Genomic DNA, 17,712 nt, shown 5'->3' with positions numbered 1-17,712 from the left:
ATGGATGTTGAATGAATGGAACAAGATATAGTACATTATAGAAAACAATTACAATGCCGGAGGGAAACAATGGCGATAAAAATCGTAACCGACAGTACTTCCTATATACCGTGGCAGCTTAGAGAGGACCTTGATATATCGGTTGTATCTCTTGGGCTCACCATTGATTCAGAAACATTTCGTGAAGAAGCAATCGACAATGATACCTTTTACAATAGAATGGCCAAGGCTCAGACCATACCGACATCATCCCAACCAGCCCCGCAGGAGTTCTATACAGTTTTTGAAAAACTTATCCTAGAAGGTCATGGGATTGTGGGAATTTTTCTTTCCTCAGATATGAGTGGCACCTTTTCGGCGGCAAATATGGTTAGAAAAATGATTATTGATAAATACCCCCAGGCGAGTATTGAAATTTTGGATTCAAGGTCTAACTGTCTGGAGCTTGGTTTCCCCGTATTGGCAGCGGCTAGGGCGGCCAAGGCAGGAAAGTCTTTGGCAGAAGTACTAACCCAAGCCAAGTTTGTCATGGGGCGAAGCAGGTTTTTATTTGTGCCAGATACCTTGGCCTATTTGCAAAAGGGTGGCCGAATTGGAGGAGCTGCCGCTTTGTTGGGCTCTTTGTTGCAAATACGTCCAATTCTTACTGTGGTTGACGGCAAAACAGCGCTATTAAGTAAAGTTCGTAAAAAAGACCGTGCACTTAAAGAGATTATAAATATCTTTTTAGAAGATGTTAGGAAGAAGGGCCTTGGTGAAGCGGCTATTCACCATATAAATTTTGAGACGGAAGCCAATAACCTAGCTAAACAATTGCAGGAAAGCCTGGGCATCACTTTGCCGGTCTGTCCCATCGGACCAGTCATTGGTCTTCATGTGGGGCCCGGAACTTTAGGGATTGTTTATTATACCCGTGAATAGGGCCTAACATTTTCTTTTCCTAACTGGCATCCAGATTTCACTTCTAAATGTTGGGGAAGTCACATCTTTATGCTCATTCCATAATATTTCAGGACCTTCCGTGTTTTCATACCCTGATGTGGGAAACCATTCAGAATAAATACGTCCCCAAACTTCTTGCAGCGTGGCAGGAAAAGGGCCAACTGCCTCAAAAACAGCCCATGTTAGGGCAGGAACATCTAGTTGGGTTAAATCTGGAGGACATTCCTTGGTTGTTGCTACACCGATATAATGATCAAGCTCCCCTTTTTCTTCCATTCGGTCTTCGGAAAAGTTTGTGGATGCACTAAGCAGCCCCAAAGGTTCGACATCAGAAAGTTGCTTAAGTTTGTTTATCCTATCTACATTTAAACTTTCCCACATGGCAGCAATCTCTGGATTAATTCCGTTAAATAGAATAGGTACTCTTTTCTTTATGCCAACTATATGAAAGGCTTCTTTTTCCACAATGCGATAGTTCAATTCATTTCCCCCTTTTATCGTTAACTGAAAGGTCATTTGTGGAAATGCTTTTAGTGAATGGACAGTATTCCTTGCTTCTGTTGGGGTCACCCCGTGCAGCCCTTGAAAAGCCCTTGTAAAGGAATCAGGCGAGTTGTAGCCATATTTAATTGCAATATCAATTACCTTTATGTTGTTATCTTTCAATTCAAGGGCTGCCAGGGTAAGTCGTCTGCGGCGGATATATTCCGATAATGGTACACCTGACAGAAAAGAAAACATCCTTTTAAAGTGATATTCAGAACAACAGGCTATGCGGGCTACCTCTTTAAAATCAATATCATGAGAAAGGTTTTTTTCAATATAGGTTAATGCCTCATTCATTTTCTTAAGCAAGTCCATTTAGATAACCACCTTTCATAAATAGAATATCATAAGCTAAATATCTTCATCCGACATTTCGTGCACAGAAAAGTGGGTATTCTTATGTGGCTCCCAGAGCCATTCTGGGGGATGGGATCATTTGGGTACCACTACATTCCTTCCGAAATAAAATGGTACCCTTGTTGTTTAAAGTTCTACTATCTTAGTGGCTGTCTTATACCAGTGTCCGGAATGCTTCGCAAGTTTTTATCGAAGATCGTTAACGATACGGCGCTACAACCTACATCGCTTTTCCGCTTCGTTAGTCTGTATATCTGGCCAATTATAGGGAGTACTGGGCATCAGTCTGTTGTTTTGCCAGTGGGCAGCCTTGGATCTGAGCATTTCGTCCAGCAAAGGCTGGATAAAGTCAATCGGTTTAAGGTTAAAAATATTTGTACTAAAGTCATGATACCATTCGCACTTCATTAAGTAGTCAACGACTTCATGTTCAGGCAGCCCATTTCGGATCATGAGAGCATAGGAAAATATTCGTTTGCAGGCATGCCACGCAACTTTTTCCGGGCTTCTCAGCCACTTTTCCAAACGGAATCTGGCCTTATCGATTGTTTCCAGTGGGTTGGCGATCGCTGTACCATGCCCTAGGTAGATAAGTTTGAGGGGCAGCTTGGCCATCTGATCCAGACTGTCTATTGCTATTTCAATGGAGGCACTTCCTTCGCGGAAGAGAAGGCCACCAACCCCAGCTTAAATGCTTTTGTCAATGCAATTTCTGGTGATGAACCCGGAGCATAAACTTAGAATCATGGCGTAACCTTTGTCCGTATAGGGGGTTATGCCATGATTCTAGGGGGCATAAGCCTCAAAGGGTATATCCAAAAGGGGGTATTTTTTAGACTCTGTATCTTCAAAATGCCACCATTCGTTACCTATCCTTTTAAAGCCGTGTTTAACCATTATCCTGCCAAGGAGTTCACGGTTACTGATTCGTTCCTTTTCTGTACGATAGTAATTAATCCTAGATCGTATACTAAACTCATCAAAATTAGATGGCATGGGAAGTTCATGACCATATTTATCTACCAAGGTTATATCCACCGCAGTTCCTCTGTTATGGTTGGAACCCTTTTCTGGATCCGCTAAGAAGTTTTTGTTTTCTGCGGCATCATAAAGTATCCTTTGGGCGGAATAGGGCCGATAGGCATCATATATTTTTATTCTATAGCCAAGCTGTTTAAAATCATTGTTGGCAGAGATTAGTTTTTGTGCTGTATTCCGATGGATTAAACAAATGGCATGACTATAAATCTTTTTTCCGGTGAAGTTATCGGTGGAGGCATACTTTAGGTCATAAACAAAGGAATCATCTAACTCCTTGAGCTTTACCAGGTCGCTATTAAAATCCTCGCGGTTACGGGCAGAATCACTTTGAGTCGCGTTGCCCCCAAGGAAGAGTTTAAATGATGGCTGATAATATAGCCTGCTATTGGTGCCGGGTAAAACTGCCACCAGGAAAAATACAAGAGCAACCATAAAAATATATTTAGCCTTCATAGGGGCCTCCTTATCAATTCGATAACTTAATTGTGCCCCATCTAAGGTTCTAATAAATATAAGGTTTATTGGTTGTCAAATTTTTTAAATTGCACAAAAAATGTTGTACCACCTACATTCGTTTTTATTTCTATTTTTGCATTATGACGGGCGGCGATACTGTAACATACGGCCAAACCTAAGCCGGTTCCATTCTCTTTGGTGGTAAAGAACGGTGTTCCGATTTTTTCCAGAACATCAGGTTTGATTCCCTCACCTTTATCCTGCACGGCTAAAACAACATGATCGCCTTCGATAAATGATTGGATGGTCAAATCACTGCCTGGTGGTGATGCTTCAAGACCGTTGCGAACAAAGTTGAGTATGATCTGTCGGATTTCCTTTTCGTCTAAAAGCAAATCAGGAATTTCCCCAAGTTCGACTTTTAAATATCTTTCATTTTTGATTGCATCGGCTTGAATTAACGGTAAGAGAGCCTCGATTATAGCATTTAGATTGATTCGTTTTTTGTCTAAGACCTTAATTCGAGCTAGAGAAATAAACTCCGTAATGATGTAGTTTACTCGATCCAGTTCATCAATCATTAGGTCAAAGTATGTCTTGTTTTTTGCGAATTCTTCTTTGCGTCCAAGTATTTGTAGAAATCCTCGTACGGAAGTCATGGGATTTCTTATTTCATGACCTATACCGGCAGCCATTTGACCAATTAGATTAAGGCGATCAAGGCGTACCATTTCTTGCTCTAAGTGCTTGCGCTTAGTAATATCGGTAACCATGGACACCGATCCTAAATATTGCCCATTTGATTCAAAAGAGGGGTTATCAGATAAAATTACCCATAATTCTTTGCCATCCTTGCGGCGAAACATAAATTCATGCTGCTCCGAAATTCCTTGTATGCGATGATTAACAATATTCTTAGCTGCCGCAATCCAATCGTCATCGATGAAGTCAAAAAAGGATTTTCCTATTATCTCTTCGACCGTGCAGGCGAGCATTTTAGCCATCCATTTGTTGACAAAGGTTGTTCTGCAAGCTCCATCGACAACCCAGATGCCTTCGGTGGCTGTTTCTACTATCTGACGGTATCGTGCCTCACTCTCCCGTAATTCTGCATAAAGTTGAGCGTTTTTCAGGGCAATGGCAGCCGTGCAGGCTAAAATTTTTAAAGCCTTAAATTTTTTGTGGAAAAATGATTTTCTTTTCAATGAATTAACATTCAATACCCCAATACATTTTCCGCCTGCAAGCAGTGGCATTGAAAGGGAGGACTTGATTTCCGGGCGGGGCCGAATTGGAGAAAAACGGGGATCATGAACTTCCCCGTCCATTAATAGTTCCTGTTGGTTAGAGGCTACCCAGCCAGCAATACCATCTTGAATGGGGATACATTCCCCCAAAATATTTTCGTTTCGCTCACCCCGGACAACGGCAACATAAAATTCATTCCCACTGTTTGTGGGCAACATGACGGACATTTCATCGGCTTCACACTGCTTAAGAACTGTGTCAGCAATCTTATTTAGAATTACCGGCATTTCAAAGGTGGAGGAAACAGCAGTTGAAAGATCATAAATAGCCATCGTCTCGCGAAGCTGTAAATTTTCATTCCTCAAACGTCTCATTTCCAAGGCACGGTTCAACACGGTCAGCAGCATGTTTATTTTAAAAGGCTTTAACACATAGTCACATGCTCCGACCTTCATAGCTTCTACTGCTGTATGCACTGTTCCGTAACCAGTCATGAGGATGCCAATAACATTAGGGTCAATTTTTTGCGCTTCTGATAAAAACTCAATTCCATCCATTTCAGGCATCATTAAATCGACTAAAAGTATATCTACATCCTGTTCGATTAAAGCGGTGAAGGCATCTTTGCAGGATGAAAAACCTAAGGCCTCGTACCCCTTTTCATTAAGAATTTCACATAAGGCAGTCAATAATTCGACCTCATCATCAACAACTAAAATCCGGTTTTTTATGGTATCAACCAATGTGCGCAACCCCCAATCAACCGTAGGAAAACGAATTTAGATTTCGTTTATCAAATGTACATTATAAGGGCAATTTCAAAGAAACCGTGGTGCCTTTACCGATTTCACTGGTGATATTGATTAAACCATGATGCTCCTGCATAATACGACGACAAATGGCTAGGCCCAACCCAGTGCCTTTATTTTTTAGTTTAGTAGTAAAAAAGGGATCCATCACTTTGGACAGGGCTTCGGGCTGAATGCCTATACCCGTGTCACTAAACTCAATAGCGATATACTCGGAATCGATAGGATCTATAAATACCCTAATCGTTAGTGTTCCGCCCTGAGGCATCGCATCGCAGGCATTCGTGAATAGGTTTATGAACACCTGCTGCAACCCCTGGCTGTCTGCATTAATCTTAGGCAATTCCGATTGATACTCCCGTTTGATAGTAATCCTTTTTTTGCGAAATAGATAATAAATAAGCTCCAGGGTGTGCTCTAGTTCCCGGCAGACATCGACTGTGGAAACCTGTCTTTGACCGCGTCGGCTGAAATCCAGCAGGTTTTTGATAAGGGTGCTCATCCGCTCGATTTCATGGAAGATAATTTGTAAAGATCGCTGCTTTAGATCGTCAGCAGAAATCTGAGCGGACAAAGATTCCACCCTTAGACTGACCGTTGTCAGGGGGTTGTTTAGTTCGTGTGCGATGCTCGCTGCCAGTTCGCCCATGGTTGCCATTCTAGATACTTGCCCAAGCTGTTGTGTGATAACCTGAACTTCCTCGTTCTTGGCCTCAAGCTCCAAAGTCAAGGCCAGCAGACCGCTGTTTGTTGCAGCCAATTCTTCCTGGAGCAGGCGGTTTCTTTTAAGTGCTTCGGCCAACTGATTCTTTAAAGAAAGTATTGTTTCACTTCTTTCGTTCATCGGGGATCACCTTTCACCACAATGATAGTGGCATCATCGTTACCATTGGCCAGTTTTAGCAGCAGGTGTTGGGCAGCACGAGTAGCGGACTCCACAGCCAGGTTAGGAAAGTCGTTCCAGTGCCAGTCCGTAGATAAGCCATCCGTGTGCAGTATTAAACAGAATTCCGAATGCCAGTTGTACGCAGAGACAACTGGATGAGGAGCATTAAGACCAACAATTCCTCGGTGCGTAAGGAAACTCTTCGGGTTTGGACTACCAAAGACTCTGGCTGTAATGTTGCCAACGCTGGCAAAATTTAAGTGAATGGTCCCCTCTTGCCAATCAAATCGGGCTAAGGCCATCACCACTCCCCGGGTAGAGCGGCAGGCTCGTCCCGACCCACGAAACAGTGCATCCAGTGGCTGAACGTAGTGGTTTTCGATATAGTCCCGAGCTGTCTGGGCAGCGATATGGGCATACTGTCCATGCCCTAACCCATCGATGAGGGCAATCAGGGCAAATTCATTCCATCGCTTGATGACAAAGGCATCCCCATTGAATTGAAGATTACGGTAAGCTCGGGTTGCAACCCCAAAGGAAACCGGGCAGGTCTTAGTTATTTGGATAGGTTCACGCCGCCATCGTATGCATGTGATTTTGGTACCGGCTTTGCCGTCTGGTCTGGCTTGGATGTCAAACTGGTCCATTAGACGGTTGATTGTGCCCAAGCCGTAGCCAAGGCTGCCAGTGGCAGAAAAACCATCCGTAATTGCCTGCTCAACGTCGGCAATTCCCGAGCCGTCGTCCAGTGTTTCTATTTTAATGCCCAGACGTCCGTTGTCCTCTAGGGGACATATGATTAATTGGCCGCCTTGGGCATGCTTGATCAGATTTGTAGCCAACTCGCTCGCGACAATAGCAAACTCTTCGCTCTCTTGAGGATTAAAGCCTTGCCCGATGGCCATCGTCTTGATGAATCGTCGTGCCTCATATGTATCACCTAAATGGTATATTGAAAACTCATGCAAATTTGAAAGGGACATTTTTAATAGCACCTCCGCCATTTCTTGACAACGATGGTGGTGCCTTTACCTACTTGAGATGTTATCTCCATGTCATCCATTAACCTTCGGGATCCAGGGAGTCCCAGGCCAAGGCCACGGCTGGTGGAGTAACCGTCATTCATTACCAGTTCCAAGTCGGTGATGCCAGGGCCACTATCCTTAAAGCTCAACATGATACCAACGGTATTGCTTGACTTAAGGGTTTGCCACTTCATCACACCCGAACCTGCATACAAAAAAACGTTTCTAGCAAGCTCTGAGGCCGCTGTAACGATGCGCGTTACGTCTGTAAGACTAAAGTTCAGCAATGTTGCAGCCTCTCGCACTTTCTTCCGTACAACAATGATGTCACTCTCATTATTGATAACTACCTCTCCACGGGTATCCTCGTTCATGATCATAACCCCCGTTTAAAGTTGTCGCTGACCATCTCCAGGGCGAGATCCACATTCAAGGCTGTAAGGGCACCCCCCAGTGTCAAACCCAACTGGGTGGCGGTAATGGCAACACTGGGCTGCATACCAGCAATAACTGTTTTGCCGCCCATCAAGACCACCATTTGGGCTGTTTCTACCACCACACGGGCAAGAAAAGAGTCCATCGTCTTGATCGAGGAGATGTCCAATATCAATCCTTTAACCTGATAACGCTGCATGGTATTTAGGATCTTATCCTGGAGGACGGTAATGGAGTGATCATCGGGATCTGGTGGCATGGTGACCAGCAGTATGTCGCGGATTTTGATTACTGAAATGCTTTCGTTGATCATCACAATACCTCCTATGCACACCCGTTAGTTGAAGTCCGGCTGACGATCTGAAGTTTTAACATAGCCAAGGCAAGTTTAAGCCCGGCCGATAATGAGGAGCAAGTTTTCACATTGGAAAGGTTAATGCCCAACTGTACAAGAGTACGGGCGATGGCAGGGCGGATTCCCGTTAACACCACCTCGGCCCCTAAGAGGCGTACCGCACTGATCGTTTCTATTAGATGCCGGGCAGTTTGGGAATCGATGGCGGGAACGCCAGTAACGTCAATCAGGGCAACGGATGAACCAGTATCCACGATCTTTTGTAACAGTTGCTCCATTAATTGCTGGGTCCGCATACTATCCAGTGTGCCGATCAGAGGTACGGCTACAATGCCCTCCCAAATACTTAATACGGGGGTAGCAACCTCAAGAATTTCCTGAGCCTGACGAGAGATAATTTCCTGGACCCGAATTCTTTCTGACATCTCCTCGCGTAGTGCTTGGTTAAGGCTTTCTAGCTCCGCGGTCCTCTCCCTGACACGTACCTCCAGTTCCTCATTTGATTTTTGCAGGGCCTCCTCAGCCCGCTTGCGTTCGGTTTCCACACTGTGCTTAAACAATGCCATTTCGATTGTTATTTGCAATTCTCTCTCTTTATAGGGTTTAATTATATAGCCAAATGGTTTTGCTATCTTTGCGCGTCTTAATGTATCCTCATCTGTATAAGCAGTAATATATACAATCGGAATATCAAAACGGCTGTGTATCTCTTGGGCTGCTAGCGTACCGTCCATTTCTCCCTGCAGCATAACATCCATCAACACCAGATCAGGACATGTCTCCTCTGCTTTTTGCATCGCTTCTTCACCAGAAGATACCATATCAGTGACAAGATATCCCATGCGTTTTAGCGTTTGTTGCAAATCAAGAGCGGCAATACCTTCGTCTTCAACAATCAGTATCTTTACATTGCCCATTGGGTCGCCCTCCTTATTTTGATGCCTCAAAGGTAATAACAAATTCGGTGTTACCGCTAGTACTAATTTTTATGTTACCTCTGAGCTGTTTTACCAGCACGCTAACTAATTTCAGTCCCAGTGATTCAGAATTATCTATTTTGAAGCCTTTAGGCAGACCGATACCATTATCGCCAACGATTAGTATAAGTTTATTCTCGTTATCCCGGCATAAATCAACATGGATTTTGTCTGGCCGGTCCGTACATTTCGAACAATTAACAAAGGCATGTTTAAGTGAATTGGAAACAAGTTCGTTGATGATTAGAGCACAGGGTATTACGGTATCAACACCTAACGAAACTTTTTCAATATCCACCTGGAATCGGATGCCTCTTTCAGCAGCTCCGTAAGAGAGGGAGAGGTTATCGATTAGGCTCGGAATGTATCTGCTAAGATCGATGGTTGCCAGCGACTTGGACTGGTATAGTTTCTCGTGAATAAGGGCCATTGAGTATACACGGTCTTTACTCTCCTTTAACATCCGAATAGCCTGATCATCTTTGATATGAGACAACTGTAGATTAAGCATGCTATGGATGATCTGAAGGTTATTTTTGACGCGATGATGGATCTCTTTAAGAAGTGTCTCCTTTTCCTGTAAGGCTATCTGCAGCTGGGCTGTACGTTCGTCAACACGCTGTTCAAGCTCTCTGTAGAGCCTTTGGATTTCTGCCTCTGCCTTTTTACGATCGGTGACGTCAATGCCCATCTCCAGGATGAGGGTGGAGCCGTCCACATCCGTGAAGGGGAAATCAAAGATATCGTAGTTGCGGCCATCCGGGCCGACCCATTCCCACTCCTGTGGTGCCATGGTTTCTAGGACGCTAAAGGATTGGCAATCCTCGCAGGGCTCGCTGCGTCCAAACAAAAACTCAAAACAACGGCGGTTGTGTGAACCGCCGAAACGCTCCCGGAAGACTCGGTTTTTAAAGGGCACCTGATAATCCGGTGACATCAATATCAAATAAACCGGCAGCATCTCCATGATATTATTGAAACGCTGCCTTTCAAGCTTCACGGATTCCTCGGCTCGCTTACGGTCGCTGATGTCCCTTTGGAGAAGTTCATTAGCCATAGCCAGTTCCGCAGTTCTCTCACGCACCCGCAGCTCTAGCTCTTCTTTTACGCCGCGCAGGGTCTCCTCCGCCTTTTTCATATCCTCTACCAACCGGGAGTTTTCAAGGGAAATGGCTGCTTGCAACATGAGCAATTCCGTCATCCGTGTCTTTTCTGGTGTAAACACGGAATCAGTCAAACGGTTTTCCAGGTACATTATGCCGATCATTTTTGATTGCTTAATCATCGGCAAACAGAGGATGGAGCGCAGTTGCAGTTGTTGGACTTCAGGGTTGTCTTTGAACAAACCTTCATAAGAGGCATCATTAAGAATCATCGTCTCTCCGGTTCGGTACACATAACGGACAATTGCTTTACAGATATCTGCAACATCCTCTAGTTTTTGATTAAACGCCTGGATCTCTTGCTTTTCCGAGATATTACTTGACGCATAGACGAATAGATTGTCATTTCCTTCTATTAGCAGATAGCCACGCTGGGCCCCGGAGCACTCGATTACAACATCCATGATTTTTTTCAGCAGGGCACCCTGCTCTATTTCGGCTGAAATGGCGTGGCTTGATTTCATAAGGTATTCTGTATCCAGGTCCGGTAGGAGGCTGGTGGGAGATGCCGTCCCTTGGTATGGAATAGAAGGTTTTTCGTTCTCGAAATAATCCGAGTATTTTTCGATTAAATTTATTCTTTTTCGTTCTGCGTTACATTTCTTGTACAAACGGGCAGCCTCGACAAAATATACCCTTTCCGTATGCAGGCCAGCTTGTAGGAGAAGTTCTCCGAGACATTCGTTAAGATGACCTTCCAGAAGCGTATATTTTTGTTGATGTGCAAGATCTATCGCGTCGAGATAAAGGCTCCGGGCCTCCTTAACCCCCCCAGAAACTCGTTCAAGGTCGGCATAAATAAAGGCAAGGTAGGGTTTTAATAAAGGTCCTAAGCCAGCCCACCTCTCAATTTTTTTAATGGAAGGCTGGATTTCTGCCAGCAATTCCTGTCTATTTCCAAAGTTGGCCCCTTGCTCATACAGTTTGAGGGTATTCAACACCCGAAAGATACGCCATTGTCTTTTCAGTACACTGGCTGAAAGGCCTACCAAGTAGGGTTGTGCTTTAACCAGGTACTCTTCGGCCTCATGATGCTCGCCAAAATAGTAATGGGACAGGGCCATGTGGATGTAATAGCTTGCTATTGAAACAATGTGATTATCCTGCTCCCATTGCCTTGTTTTTTCTTCCATAGATTCTGGCCGATAGTGCTTCTTCATAGGCTCAATCCAGCCTGCCTGCATAGCTTCGGCAAGACCTCTGGACAAGGACAGATGATATCTGTTGGAAAACTGAAGGCATTCCTTGGCATAAGCGTCTATACTAGACAGGTCCGTGCCCTGAACCTGGAGATTCCACATCAGGGGACCATATGAAAGGCTGCTGTTAAACAAGTCACCGCAGTTTATCCCACATCGAATCGATTTGAGACAGTAGTCCACGATCTCCCTTGAAGTGCTTCTCAAGTGCATTAGGATATATACATTCCCATTCATGCCGCGGGTTGCTCCTAAAGTGTTTGGATATTTTGCACACAGGTCACGAATAAGGTCTTCATATTTGAAGGACTGTTCAAACTCCTCCTGTTCTGTGTGCATAAGGCCCATCGCACAAAAAGCATAAATAACGGACGCATCCATACCACTGGATAAGCAGTGCAGGGTCGCCTGTGCTGCCGTTAAATAAAGTTGCGGCACAAGACCGGATAGATAAAGGTCAGGTATAAGCTCACTGTAAAATGCAAACTCAATCTGGTGCTCTCTGCTTGTGGTAAGGGGCATGTTCCTGAGGGTCTCCCAGATATCGCCCTTTGAGGCTATTTCAGCGATCAACTCTTTCCTTCTCAAGTTGGCTTCCTCTGGACTTGCCGGGACGGCCTTGCCGAAATAGGTAAGGCCGCGGTTGGCCGTCTCGATGGCCTTAATAAAATCGCCTATTGAGGATAAGGAGGTTGTCTGTTCTACTAAGCATTCGGCCTTGTCCAAATCGCTTTTGGCATGGTCGAGAAGCTCAGTGAGCAGTTTCTCTGAGTTCTCGTAATTGCCACACATTAATTCTGCCTTTGCCGCTTTTTGGAATACCCGAAAAGTGAGTTCATAGTGTCCGTCCTTCCAGCAGTCAGTCGGTAGTAACTCCCTGCTAAGGCGGAAATAATCGTTTGCCGCCTTTGCAGCCAGAGCATTTAAGGCCTTATTGCCGGCATGGTAGTTGAGTTTGGATAAGAGATAGGTTGTCTGGGAATCCAGCTCACTTTCCCTGCCCAAATTGAGGTGGGAAACAACGGCGAAAAGGTTTTCGGATTTTTCAATCTTTTGGCTGTTTTCTGGTATCGTTCTGAGAAGGTGGTTACCGATTTGCCAGTGAATTTGGCGGCGTTTTTCTGCCGTTATAGCGGACAGTGTGGCCTCCTGGACTTTGTCATGGATAAACTGCAACCAGTTATTATTTTCCATCAGTAACCCTTGCCCTAGGGCCGGTTTTAGTATCTCAAAGGTTTCAACCAGGGTTCTTTCCATGATTAGGGATATATTCGTAGGTGAAAAAACATTGCCCATACAGGCGCAAAATTCCAGTAAGTTTACTAGATCCGACGGGAGCTTTTGGACCTTTGAGCTAAAAAGTGCCACTACCGTATTTGGCATATCAGACTGATGGATCTTGTCGATGTCCCATCGCCATTGCCTGTTTTCATCAAGAAAGAGAAGGTTCTCGTTATACAGATACGACAGGCTCTCGCTGACAAACAAGGGGGTTCCTTCGCTAAGCATGTTGATAAAATCCGACAATGCTTCTGTTTGTGTCAGTGGTGTGTCAAGAATGTATGAGACCATTTCGTGACAATGCTGAGTCATTAGTGGCTCCAACTGTATTTCTTCTAATGGCTGGTTACCTTCTTTGATATGCTTAATTAACTTTATCAGGGGGTGACTCGGATCTACCTCGTTATGTCGGTATGCCCCCAAAAAGAATAGATAGGGGTGGTTCTTATAGTTAGCAAATATAGTTATTAGCAGATCAAAGGAGGCCGTATCACACCATTGTAGGTCGTCTATAAACAGGGTCAAGGGATTCTCTTCACTGGCCATACAGGTTAAAAATCGGCCAAAGAGGTCATGAAACCTGTTCAATGATTCAATGGGGGGCAGTTGTTGAATCGCAGGCTGTGGGCCGATCAGAAGGCCGAGTTCAGGGATAACATCTGTCAAGACCTTGCCATTTTGTCCCAAAGCGTCCAATATTTTTTTCTTCCAAATTGTAACCCTTTCTTCACTTTCAGTTAGAAGGGTTTGCATCAAATTTCGAAAGGCCTGAATCAGAGAACTGTAGGGGATATTCTTCTGATACACGTCAAATTTACCTGATGTGAAATAGCCTTTGTGTTTTATAATTGGTTTTTGCAGTTCCTGGATTAAACGGGTCTTCCCGATACCAGACAGGCCAGAAATAAGCACCGAGCGAAACTCCCCCTGGGCGGCCTTGGCATATGCCTTAAGAATTATTTCACTTTCGTCATCACGGCCGACCATCTTGGAGATGAAAGTATCCCTGCGGTTATGAACACTTCCCTCCAGAGGAAATTCCTTGATCGAACCAGTGGCAGCATATTCATCCCTGCAGCGCACCAAATCCGCTAGAAGCCCCTTTGAGCTCTGATAGCGCTTCTCAGGTGCCTTGAGCATCAATTTAGAAACGATCTTACTTATCATAATTGGAATCCCCGGGTCTAATTCATGTACATCGGGGGCCTCTTGGGCCAGATGAGAATGAATTAATTCAAGGGGATTGTCGGCAGCAAAGGGCAATGAGTCAGCTAACATTTCGTAAAATACCACGCCAAGAGAATAAAGGTCCGAATAAAAACCTACTCTGTGGTTGATACGGCCAGTTTGTTCGGGAGAGGTATAGGCGAGAGTATTTTTTACAAAGGAACGATCATAAATAAAATGGCTGACTTTTTTAACATCCCGTGTGCTTATAAAGTCTATCAGGCGGATCTCTAGCGTATCCCGGTTAATCAGTATATTGTGCGGTTTAATGCCGCCGTGGATAATTCCTGCTTCGTGAATGATGTCCACAGCCCTTGCCAATTGGCAGGCAATGGTGAAAAAATCCTGCAAAGATATTTTAAAGTGAGTATCACGCAGGCTGTCAAGTGGTACGCCATCAAAAAAATCCTGGGTAATAAAGCATAACCCTTCTAGTGCGGTTAACGACTGGGGCGTGATGACAAGATTATTATTTAATACCTTTAGGTGTTCAATTCTCTGGTTGAATTGGGATATGGTATGGTTAGAGAGGGACTCCTTGAAGACTTTTAGTGCTAACATTTTTTCTTGATTTTTTTTATGGTACGCCTTGTAAAGAACGGCCTCTTTACTTTCGGCCAGCTTATCAATTAGTCTATAATTAGTAATTATCATAGTTATCACACGTCTCCGTTTTTTATTAGCAAAGGAGTTGGCCTTGTCAGACTCTTTTATTAACTGATTTTTCTACACTTTTTTCCAATGTCCTGCAAATAAAAGAAATTTGAAGTATATCGATGATATTCGACAAAAAACTTAAGTTTAGGTGAATTAATGACCTTCTATAAAAAGGCTGTTTAAATGAGGATAGAAACAAATAAAGCATAGGTTTAAAACCTTATCATTTCTGTTCCGAGGGATAGTTCTACTAGCACAATAGGGTCGTAAGGAGGAGGTAAAATGAGCGTTAAACTAAGTTTATGTGATACAAAGGCAGTGAGAAGGACTTACTTAAAGGTAGGAGATGCCGTAGTGGGGCTTCAGGATGTAGATATTATCGCCAAAACAGTGAGGGGCCTCAACCTACAGCAAGAGGAAGAGATAAAGCGAGAATTATTAAGCCGGGTAAAATTAGTAAATTACATCCCCGACTCCGCTAATGCAAAGTATATAGAAGCTTTGTGGGGATATTATTCAGAAATTAACCTCATACAGAAATAAATAAGTATAATTATATCCAAGTTATATTGTGGCAATTGTAACTATAATTGGTGGGTGATAGCCTCATGGCAAAGGTTTTGAGTTGGCCAGGGAATATTGATTTGAGCAATGAAAGTATAACTAAAGAAAGTATAACTAAAGGCGGATTGTTAGCATGGTTGGGGAAACTTGTATTTAGCCCAGAGAAGCTCAATTATCCCAAGGGATTATCTGGCGAGGTAAAAGTAGCTCAGCAATTGGCCCGTGAGCTTGGTGATCATTGGGTCTTGCTAAATGATATCAATATCAAGGCTGCCGGTGGCAAGACCCAAATTGACCATCTGCTTTTCGGCCCACACGGTATATTCTGTCTTGAAACCAAGAACTGGAATACCGCCTCCTGTAATGAGCAGGGGGATTGGTTCAGATTGGAGCGGGGAATGTGGGTACCGCAAAAAAGCCCGGTGGAACAAACCCGGGCTAAGTTAGCGGCACTATCGAAAATGTTCCGTCAGGTAAATTTACCCCATGAATTACAGGGCATCATTGTTTTTGCCAATCCAGGCAAGTTTAAATTTGCTGCAAGCAAGCAGGTCAATGAGATTAAAGCCATTGGATTACCCGGCTTAATTGGCTATTTACAGCAACTAGAAGAACAAGCACCCATCTATTCCGATCCGGATATCGAAAAATTCCTTCGACTATTCAAGCTTTAACTTACACTTTTCTCAAAGAGGCAGTATCTTTGAGTTTGGGCTGGTCAAAGCTAGGACTCTGGTGGGGGAGTTTTTCATTTTTTCGGCAAATTGGTGTATAACCTTGCTGTCATCTCCAAAATGCATGGGAATGAGGATTTTGGGTTTAACTTCTTGAATGAAGTATTCTGCTCCAAGGCTATAATTGTGTTCCAGTCTTGGGTCCACTGGGAAGAAGGCAAGATCGATGACTGCCCCTTTTATTTTTTCAATTTCCCCTTTAAACATCTTTTCCGCATTTTCAATTTCATCCTGGGATTCGCCCCACCAGTACCACCAATTAAGATCCCCGGCGTGGAAGATGTGGTTACCCTTGTACTTGATGAGAAAGGAGATACCTTCATCTGTAGAACCATAGGCCTTGATCTGGAGTTCGGCAATTTTTTTCTCTTCATAGGGAGAAAGGAAGGTAAGGTTAGTGGTTGTTTGTTTTGGATTAAGCAAAGGGTAAATGTCACTACTTAAGATGTACTGGATATCAGGCCTTTCCCTTTGCCAATCGAAAATCACAGGGTTAAAGTGATCAGGATGGGCATGGGAGGAAAAGACATAAATTTGTTTTTCCTTTTTTAGATTGATGGAACCTTGAAAGTAATCAAAAACAAATAATGCAGTGTTGCTTTCCACAACAAAACCACTGTGATAAATATATTCGATCTGTAATTCCTGGCTATTCAATATTAATTCACCCCACTATGAAGTATACTATAATTGATATTTAGTCGTACATCCAGAAAGGACGGTTTTCTATGAAATTTAGTTTTGTCCATAATAATTTTAACGTCTTAAATTTAGAGAAAAGCCTTCAGTTCTATAAAGAGGCATTAGGGTTAGAGGAAGTAAGACGTATCAATCATGAAAATGGGGACTTTATCCTAGTTTTCCTTGGTGATGGCCGTTCCAAACACACCTTAGAATTAACCTGGCTTAGGGATAGAACCGAACCCTATAACTTAGGTGAAAACGAATTCCATCTCGCTTTTACAGTGGATGACTTTGCTGCTGCCTATGAGCACCATAAGAAAATGGGTTGTATTTGTTATGAAAATAAGGAGATGGGCATTTATTTCATAAATGATCCTGATAATTATTGGTTGGAGATCCTTCCCCCCAACAGAGGATAGGGGGTACTTTTGGATGAACATGCAAAACAAACACTGTTTTCTAGCCGTTAGGTTAGGGAGTAGTGTTTGTTTTTGGGTACTATGTATTCGGGTCTTAAAGATAGATTTAGAAACAAAATAAACGTTTTAATATTACTTTTTAATTTTTTTAGAAAAAATAAACAAAATTTGATAAAATTCATATTGCGAAACAATAATTATAGTGTTAAGATAACAAATGTCGCCGCAAGGTGACAAACAAAAATTACCACTTGCAACGAACGTAGAAAAAGTGGTAAGATATGATTCCACCGCCGATAAGGCAGTGAGCAAACTACCAAAAACTTGCACTTGAAACACAGTGAAAGACATGGTAAGATAAGCTTCCGGTCGCGAGATCGAGACAAGCAAACGGTCTTTGAAAACTAAACAGCAGATGATGGATGAAAAACAGGTCAAGTCAAAAGTCATCGTTAAGATGAAACTAAGACGACCACAAAAAACATCCTCGTCAAGCGTTATAACCCCCTAAAGGGGGCAAGAAGACGCTAGCGAGTAAATCTAGGATAAAAAGAGCCAAAAACTCTTTAAGATATTGCAAGATATTTTACGGAGAGTTTGATCCTGGCTCAGGACGAACGCTGGCGGCGTGCCTAACACATGCAAGTCGAACGGAGTATAAAAGGAAGCTTGCGAATTTTATACTTAGTGGCGGACGGGTGAGTAAC

15 protein-coding genes and 1 rRNA gene are annotated in these 17,712 nt (G+C 43.4%); 5 read left to right on the top strand and 11 right to left on the bottom strand.

The genetic code is table 11. The features are described 5' to 3' along the window. The first annotated feature begins 69 nt into the window (after positions 1 to 69). Positions 70 to 921 carry a DegV family protein gene (locus AC1U9Z_RS05750; RefSeq protein WP_479956251.1) on the top strand — a complete coding sequence of 284 codons (852 nt, stop codon included), beginning with the start codon at positions 70 to 72 and terminating at the stop codon, positions 919 to 921. 3 nt (positions 922 to 924) lie between these two features. On the opposite strand, the gene AC1U9Z_RS05745 is transcribed toward AC1U9Z_RS05750, so the two are convergent. The 10 genes from AC1U9Z_RS05745 to AC1U9Z_RS05700 form a co-directional block, all read right to left on the bottom strand. Beyond that, the gene (locus AC1U9Z_RS05745) at positions 925 to 1,803 is read right to left on the bottom strand and encodes an AraC family transcriptional regulator (protein ID WP_479956249.1); all 879 of its coding nucleotides are present in this window, start codon (positions 1,801 to 1,803) and stop codon (positions 925 to 927) included. 255 nt (positions 1,804 to 2,058) lie between these two features. Further along, a complete protein-coding gene (locus tag AC1U9Z_RS05740; RefSeq protein ID WP_479956247.1) occupies positions 2,059 to 2,460 on the bottom strand; it encodes a hypothetical protein in 402 nt (133 codons plus the stop codon). A 171-nt stretch (positions 2,461 to 2,631) separates the two neighbouring features. Further along, complete coding sequence (gene ddpX / locus AC1U9Z_RS05735; protein ID WP_479956244.1) at positions 2,632 to 3,339, bottom strand: D-alanyl-D-alanine dipeptidase; 708 nt, start codon at positions 3,337 to 3,339, stop codon at positions 2,632 to 2,634. Between the two features lie 65 nt (positions 3,340 to 3,404). Next, positions 3,405 to 5,333 (bottom strand): response regulator, encoded by a 1,929-nt coding sequence (locus AC1U9Z_RS05730; RefSeq protein ID WP_479956242.1) that lies wholly within the window; start codon positions 5,331 to 5,333, stop codon positions 3,405 to 3,407. Positions 5,334 to 5,394: 61 nt separating this feature from the next. Then, positions 5,395 to 6,243, bottom strand: coding sequence for a sensor histidine kinase (locus tag AC1U9Z_RS05725; protein WP_479956240.1), 849 nt, complete (start codon positions 6,241 to 6,243; stop codon positions 5,395 to 5,397). Further along, positions 6,240 to 7,268 (bottom strand): anti-sigma regulatory factor, encoded by a 1,029-nt coding sequence (locus AC1U9Z_RS05720; RefSeq protein WP_479956238.1) that lies wholly within the window; start codon positions 7,266 to 7,268, stop codon positions 6,240 to 6,242. Before AC1U9Z_RS05720 ends, AC1U9Z_RS05725 begins: the two co-directional genes overlap by 4 nt. Before the next feature lie 2 nt (positions 7,269 to 7,270). After that, complete coding sequence (locus AC1U9Z_RS05715; RefSeq protein WP_333529045.1) at positions 7,271 to 7,684, bottom strand: anti-sigma regulatory factor; 414 nt, start codon at positions 7,682 to 7,684, stop codon at positions 7,271 to 7,273. A gap of 2 nt (positions 7,685 to 7,686) precedes the next feature. Next, positions 7,687 to 8,058 (bottom strand): STAS domain-containing protein, encoded by a 372-nt coding sequence (locus AC1U9Z_RS05710; protein WP_333529044.1) that lies wholly within the window; start codon positions 8,056 to 8,058, stop codon positions 7,687 to 7,689. 11 nt (positions 8,059 to 8,069) lie between these two features. Then, complete coding sequence (locus AC1U9Z_RS05705) at positions 8,070 to 9,017, bottom strand: response regulator (protein ID WP_333529043.1); 948 nt, start codon at positions 9,015 to 9,017, stop codon at positions 8,070 to 8,072. A gap of 13 nt (positions 9,018 to 9,030) precedes the next feature. Continuing rightward, positions 9,031 to 14,601: an AAA family ATPase gene (locus AC1U9Z_RS05700; RefSeq protein ID WP_479956234.1), complete on the bottom strand. Its 5,571-nt coding sequence runs from the start codon at positions 14,599 to 14,601 to the stop codon at positions 9,031 to 9,033. 285 nt (positions 14,602 to 14,886) lie between these two features. On the opposite strand from AC1U9Z_RS05700, the gene AC1U9Z_RS05695 reads away from it, so the two are divergent. Both AC1U9Z_RS05695 and AC1U9Z_RS05690 read left to right on the top strand, forming a co-directional pair. Beyond that, complete coding sequence (locus tag AC1U9Z_RS05695) at positions 14,887 to 15,147, top strand: hypothetical protein (RefSeq protein ID WP_333529041.1); 261 nt, start codon at positions 14,887 to 14,889, stop codon at positions 15,145 to 15,147. 65 nt (positions 15,148 to 15,212) lie between these two features. After that, complete coding sequence (locus tag AC1U9Z_RS05690; RefSeq protein WP_479956233.1) at positions 15,213 to 15,842, top strand: nuclease-related domain-containing protein; 630 nt, start codon at positions 15,213 to 15,215, stop codon at positions 15,840 to 15,842. A gap of 12 nt (positions 15,843 to 15,854) precedes the next feature. Here AC1U9Z_RS05690 and AC1U9Z_RS05685 read toward each other — a convergent pair whose 3' ends face one another. Next, the gene (locus AC1U9Z_RS05685; protein ID WP_479956230.1) at positions 15,855 to 16,559 is read right to left on the bottom strand and encodes an MBL fold metallo-hydrolase; all 705 of its coding nucleotides are present in this window, start codon (positions 16,557 to 16,559) and stop codon (positions 15,855 to 15,857) included. 71 nt (positions 16,560 to 16,630) lie between these two features. Here AC1U9Z_RS05685 and AC1U9Z_RS05680 point away from each other — a divergent pair, with 71 nt between their 5' ends. Next, complete coding sequence (locus tag AC1U9Z_RS05680) at positions 16,631 to 17,005, top strand: VOC family protein (RefSeq protein WP_333529038.1); 375 nt, start codon at positions 16,631 to 16,633, stop codon at positions 17,003 to 17,005. Positions 17,006 to 17,590: 585 nt separating this feature from the next. Then, positions 17,591 to 17,712 (top strand): 16S ribosomal RNA (locus tag AC1U9Z_RS05675); the annotation flags it as partial.

The organism is Desulfotomaculum sp., from assembly GCF_982386235.1.
This window is presented reverse-complemented; position numbering and strand designations above follow the sequence as displayed.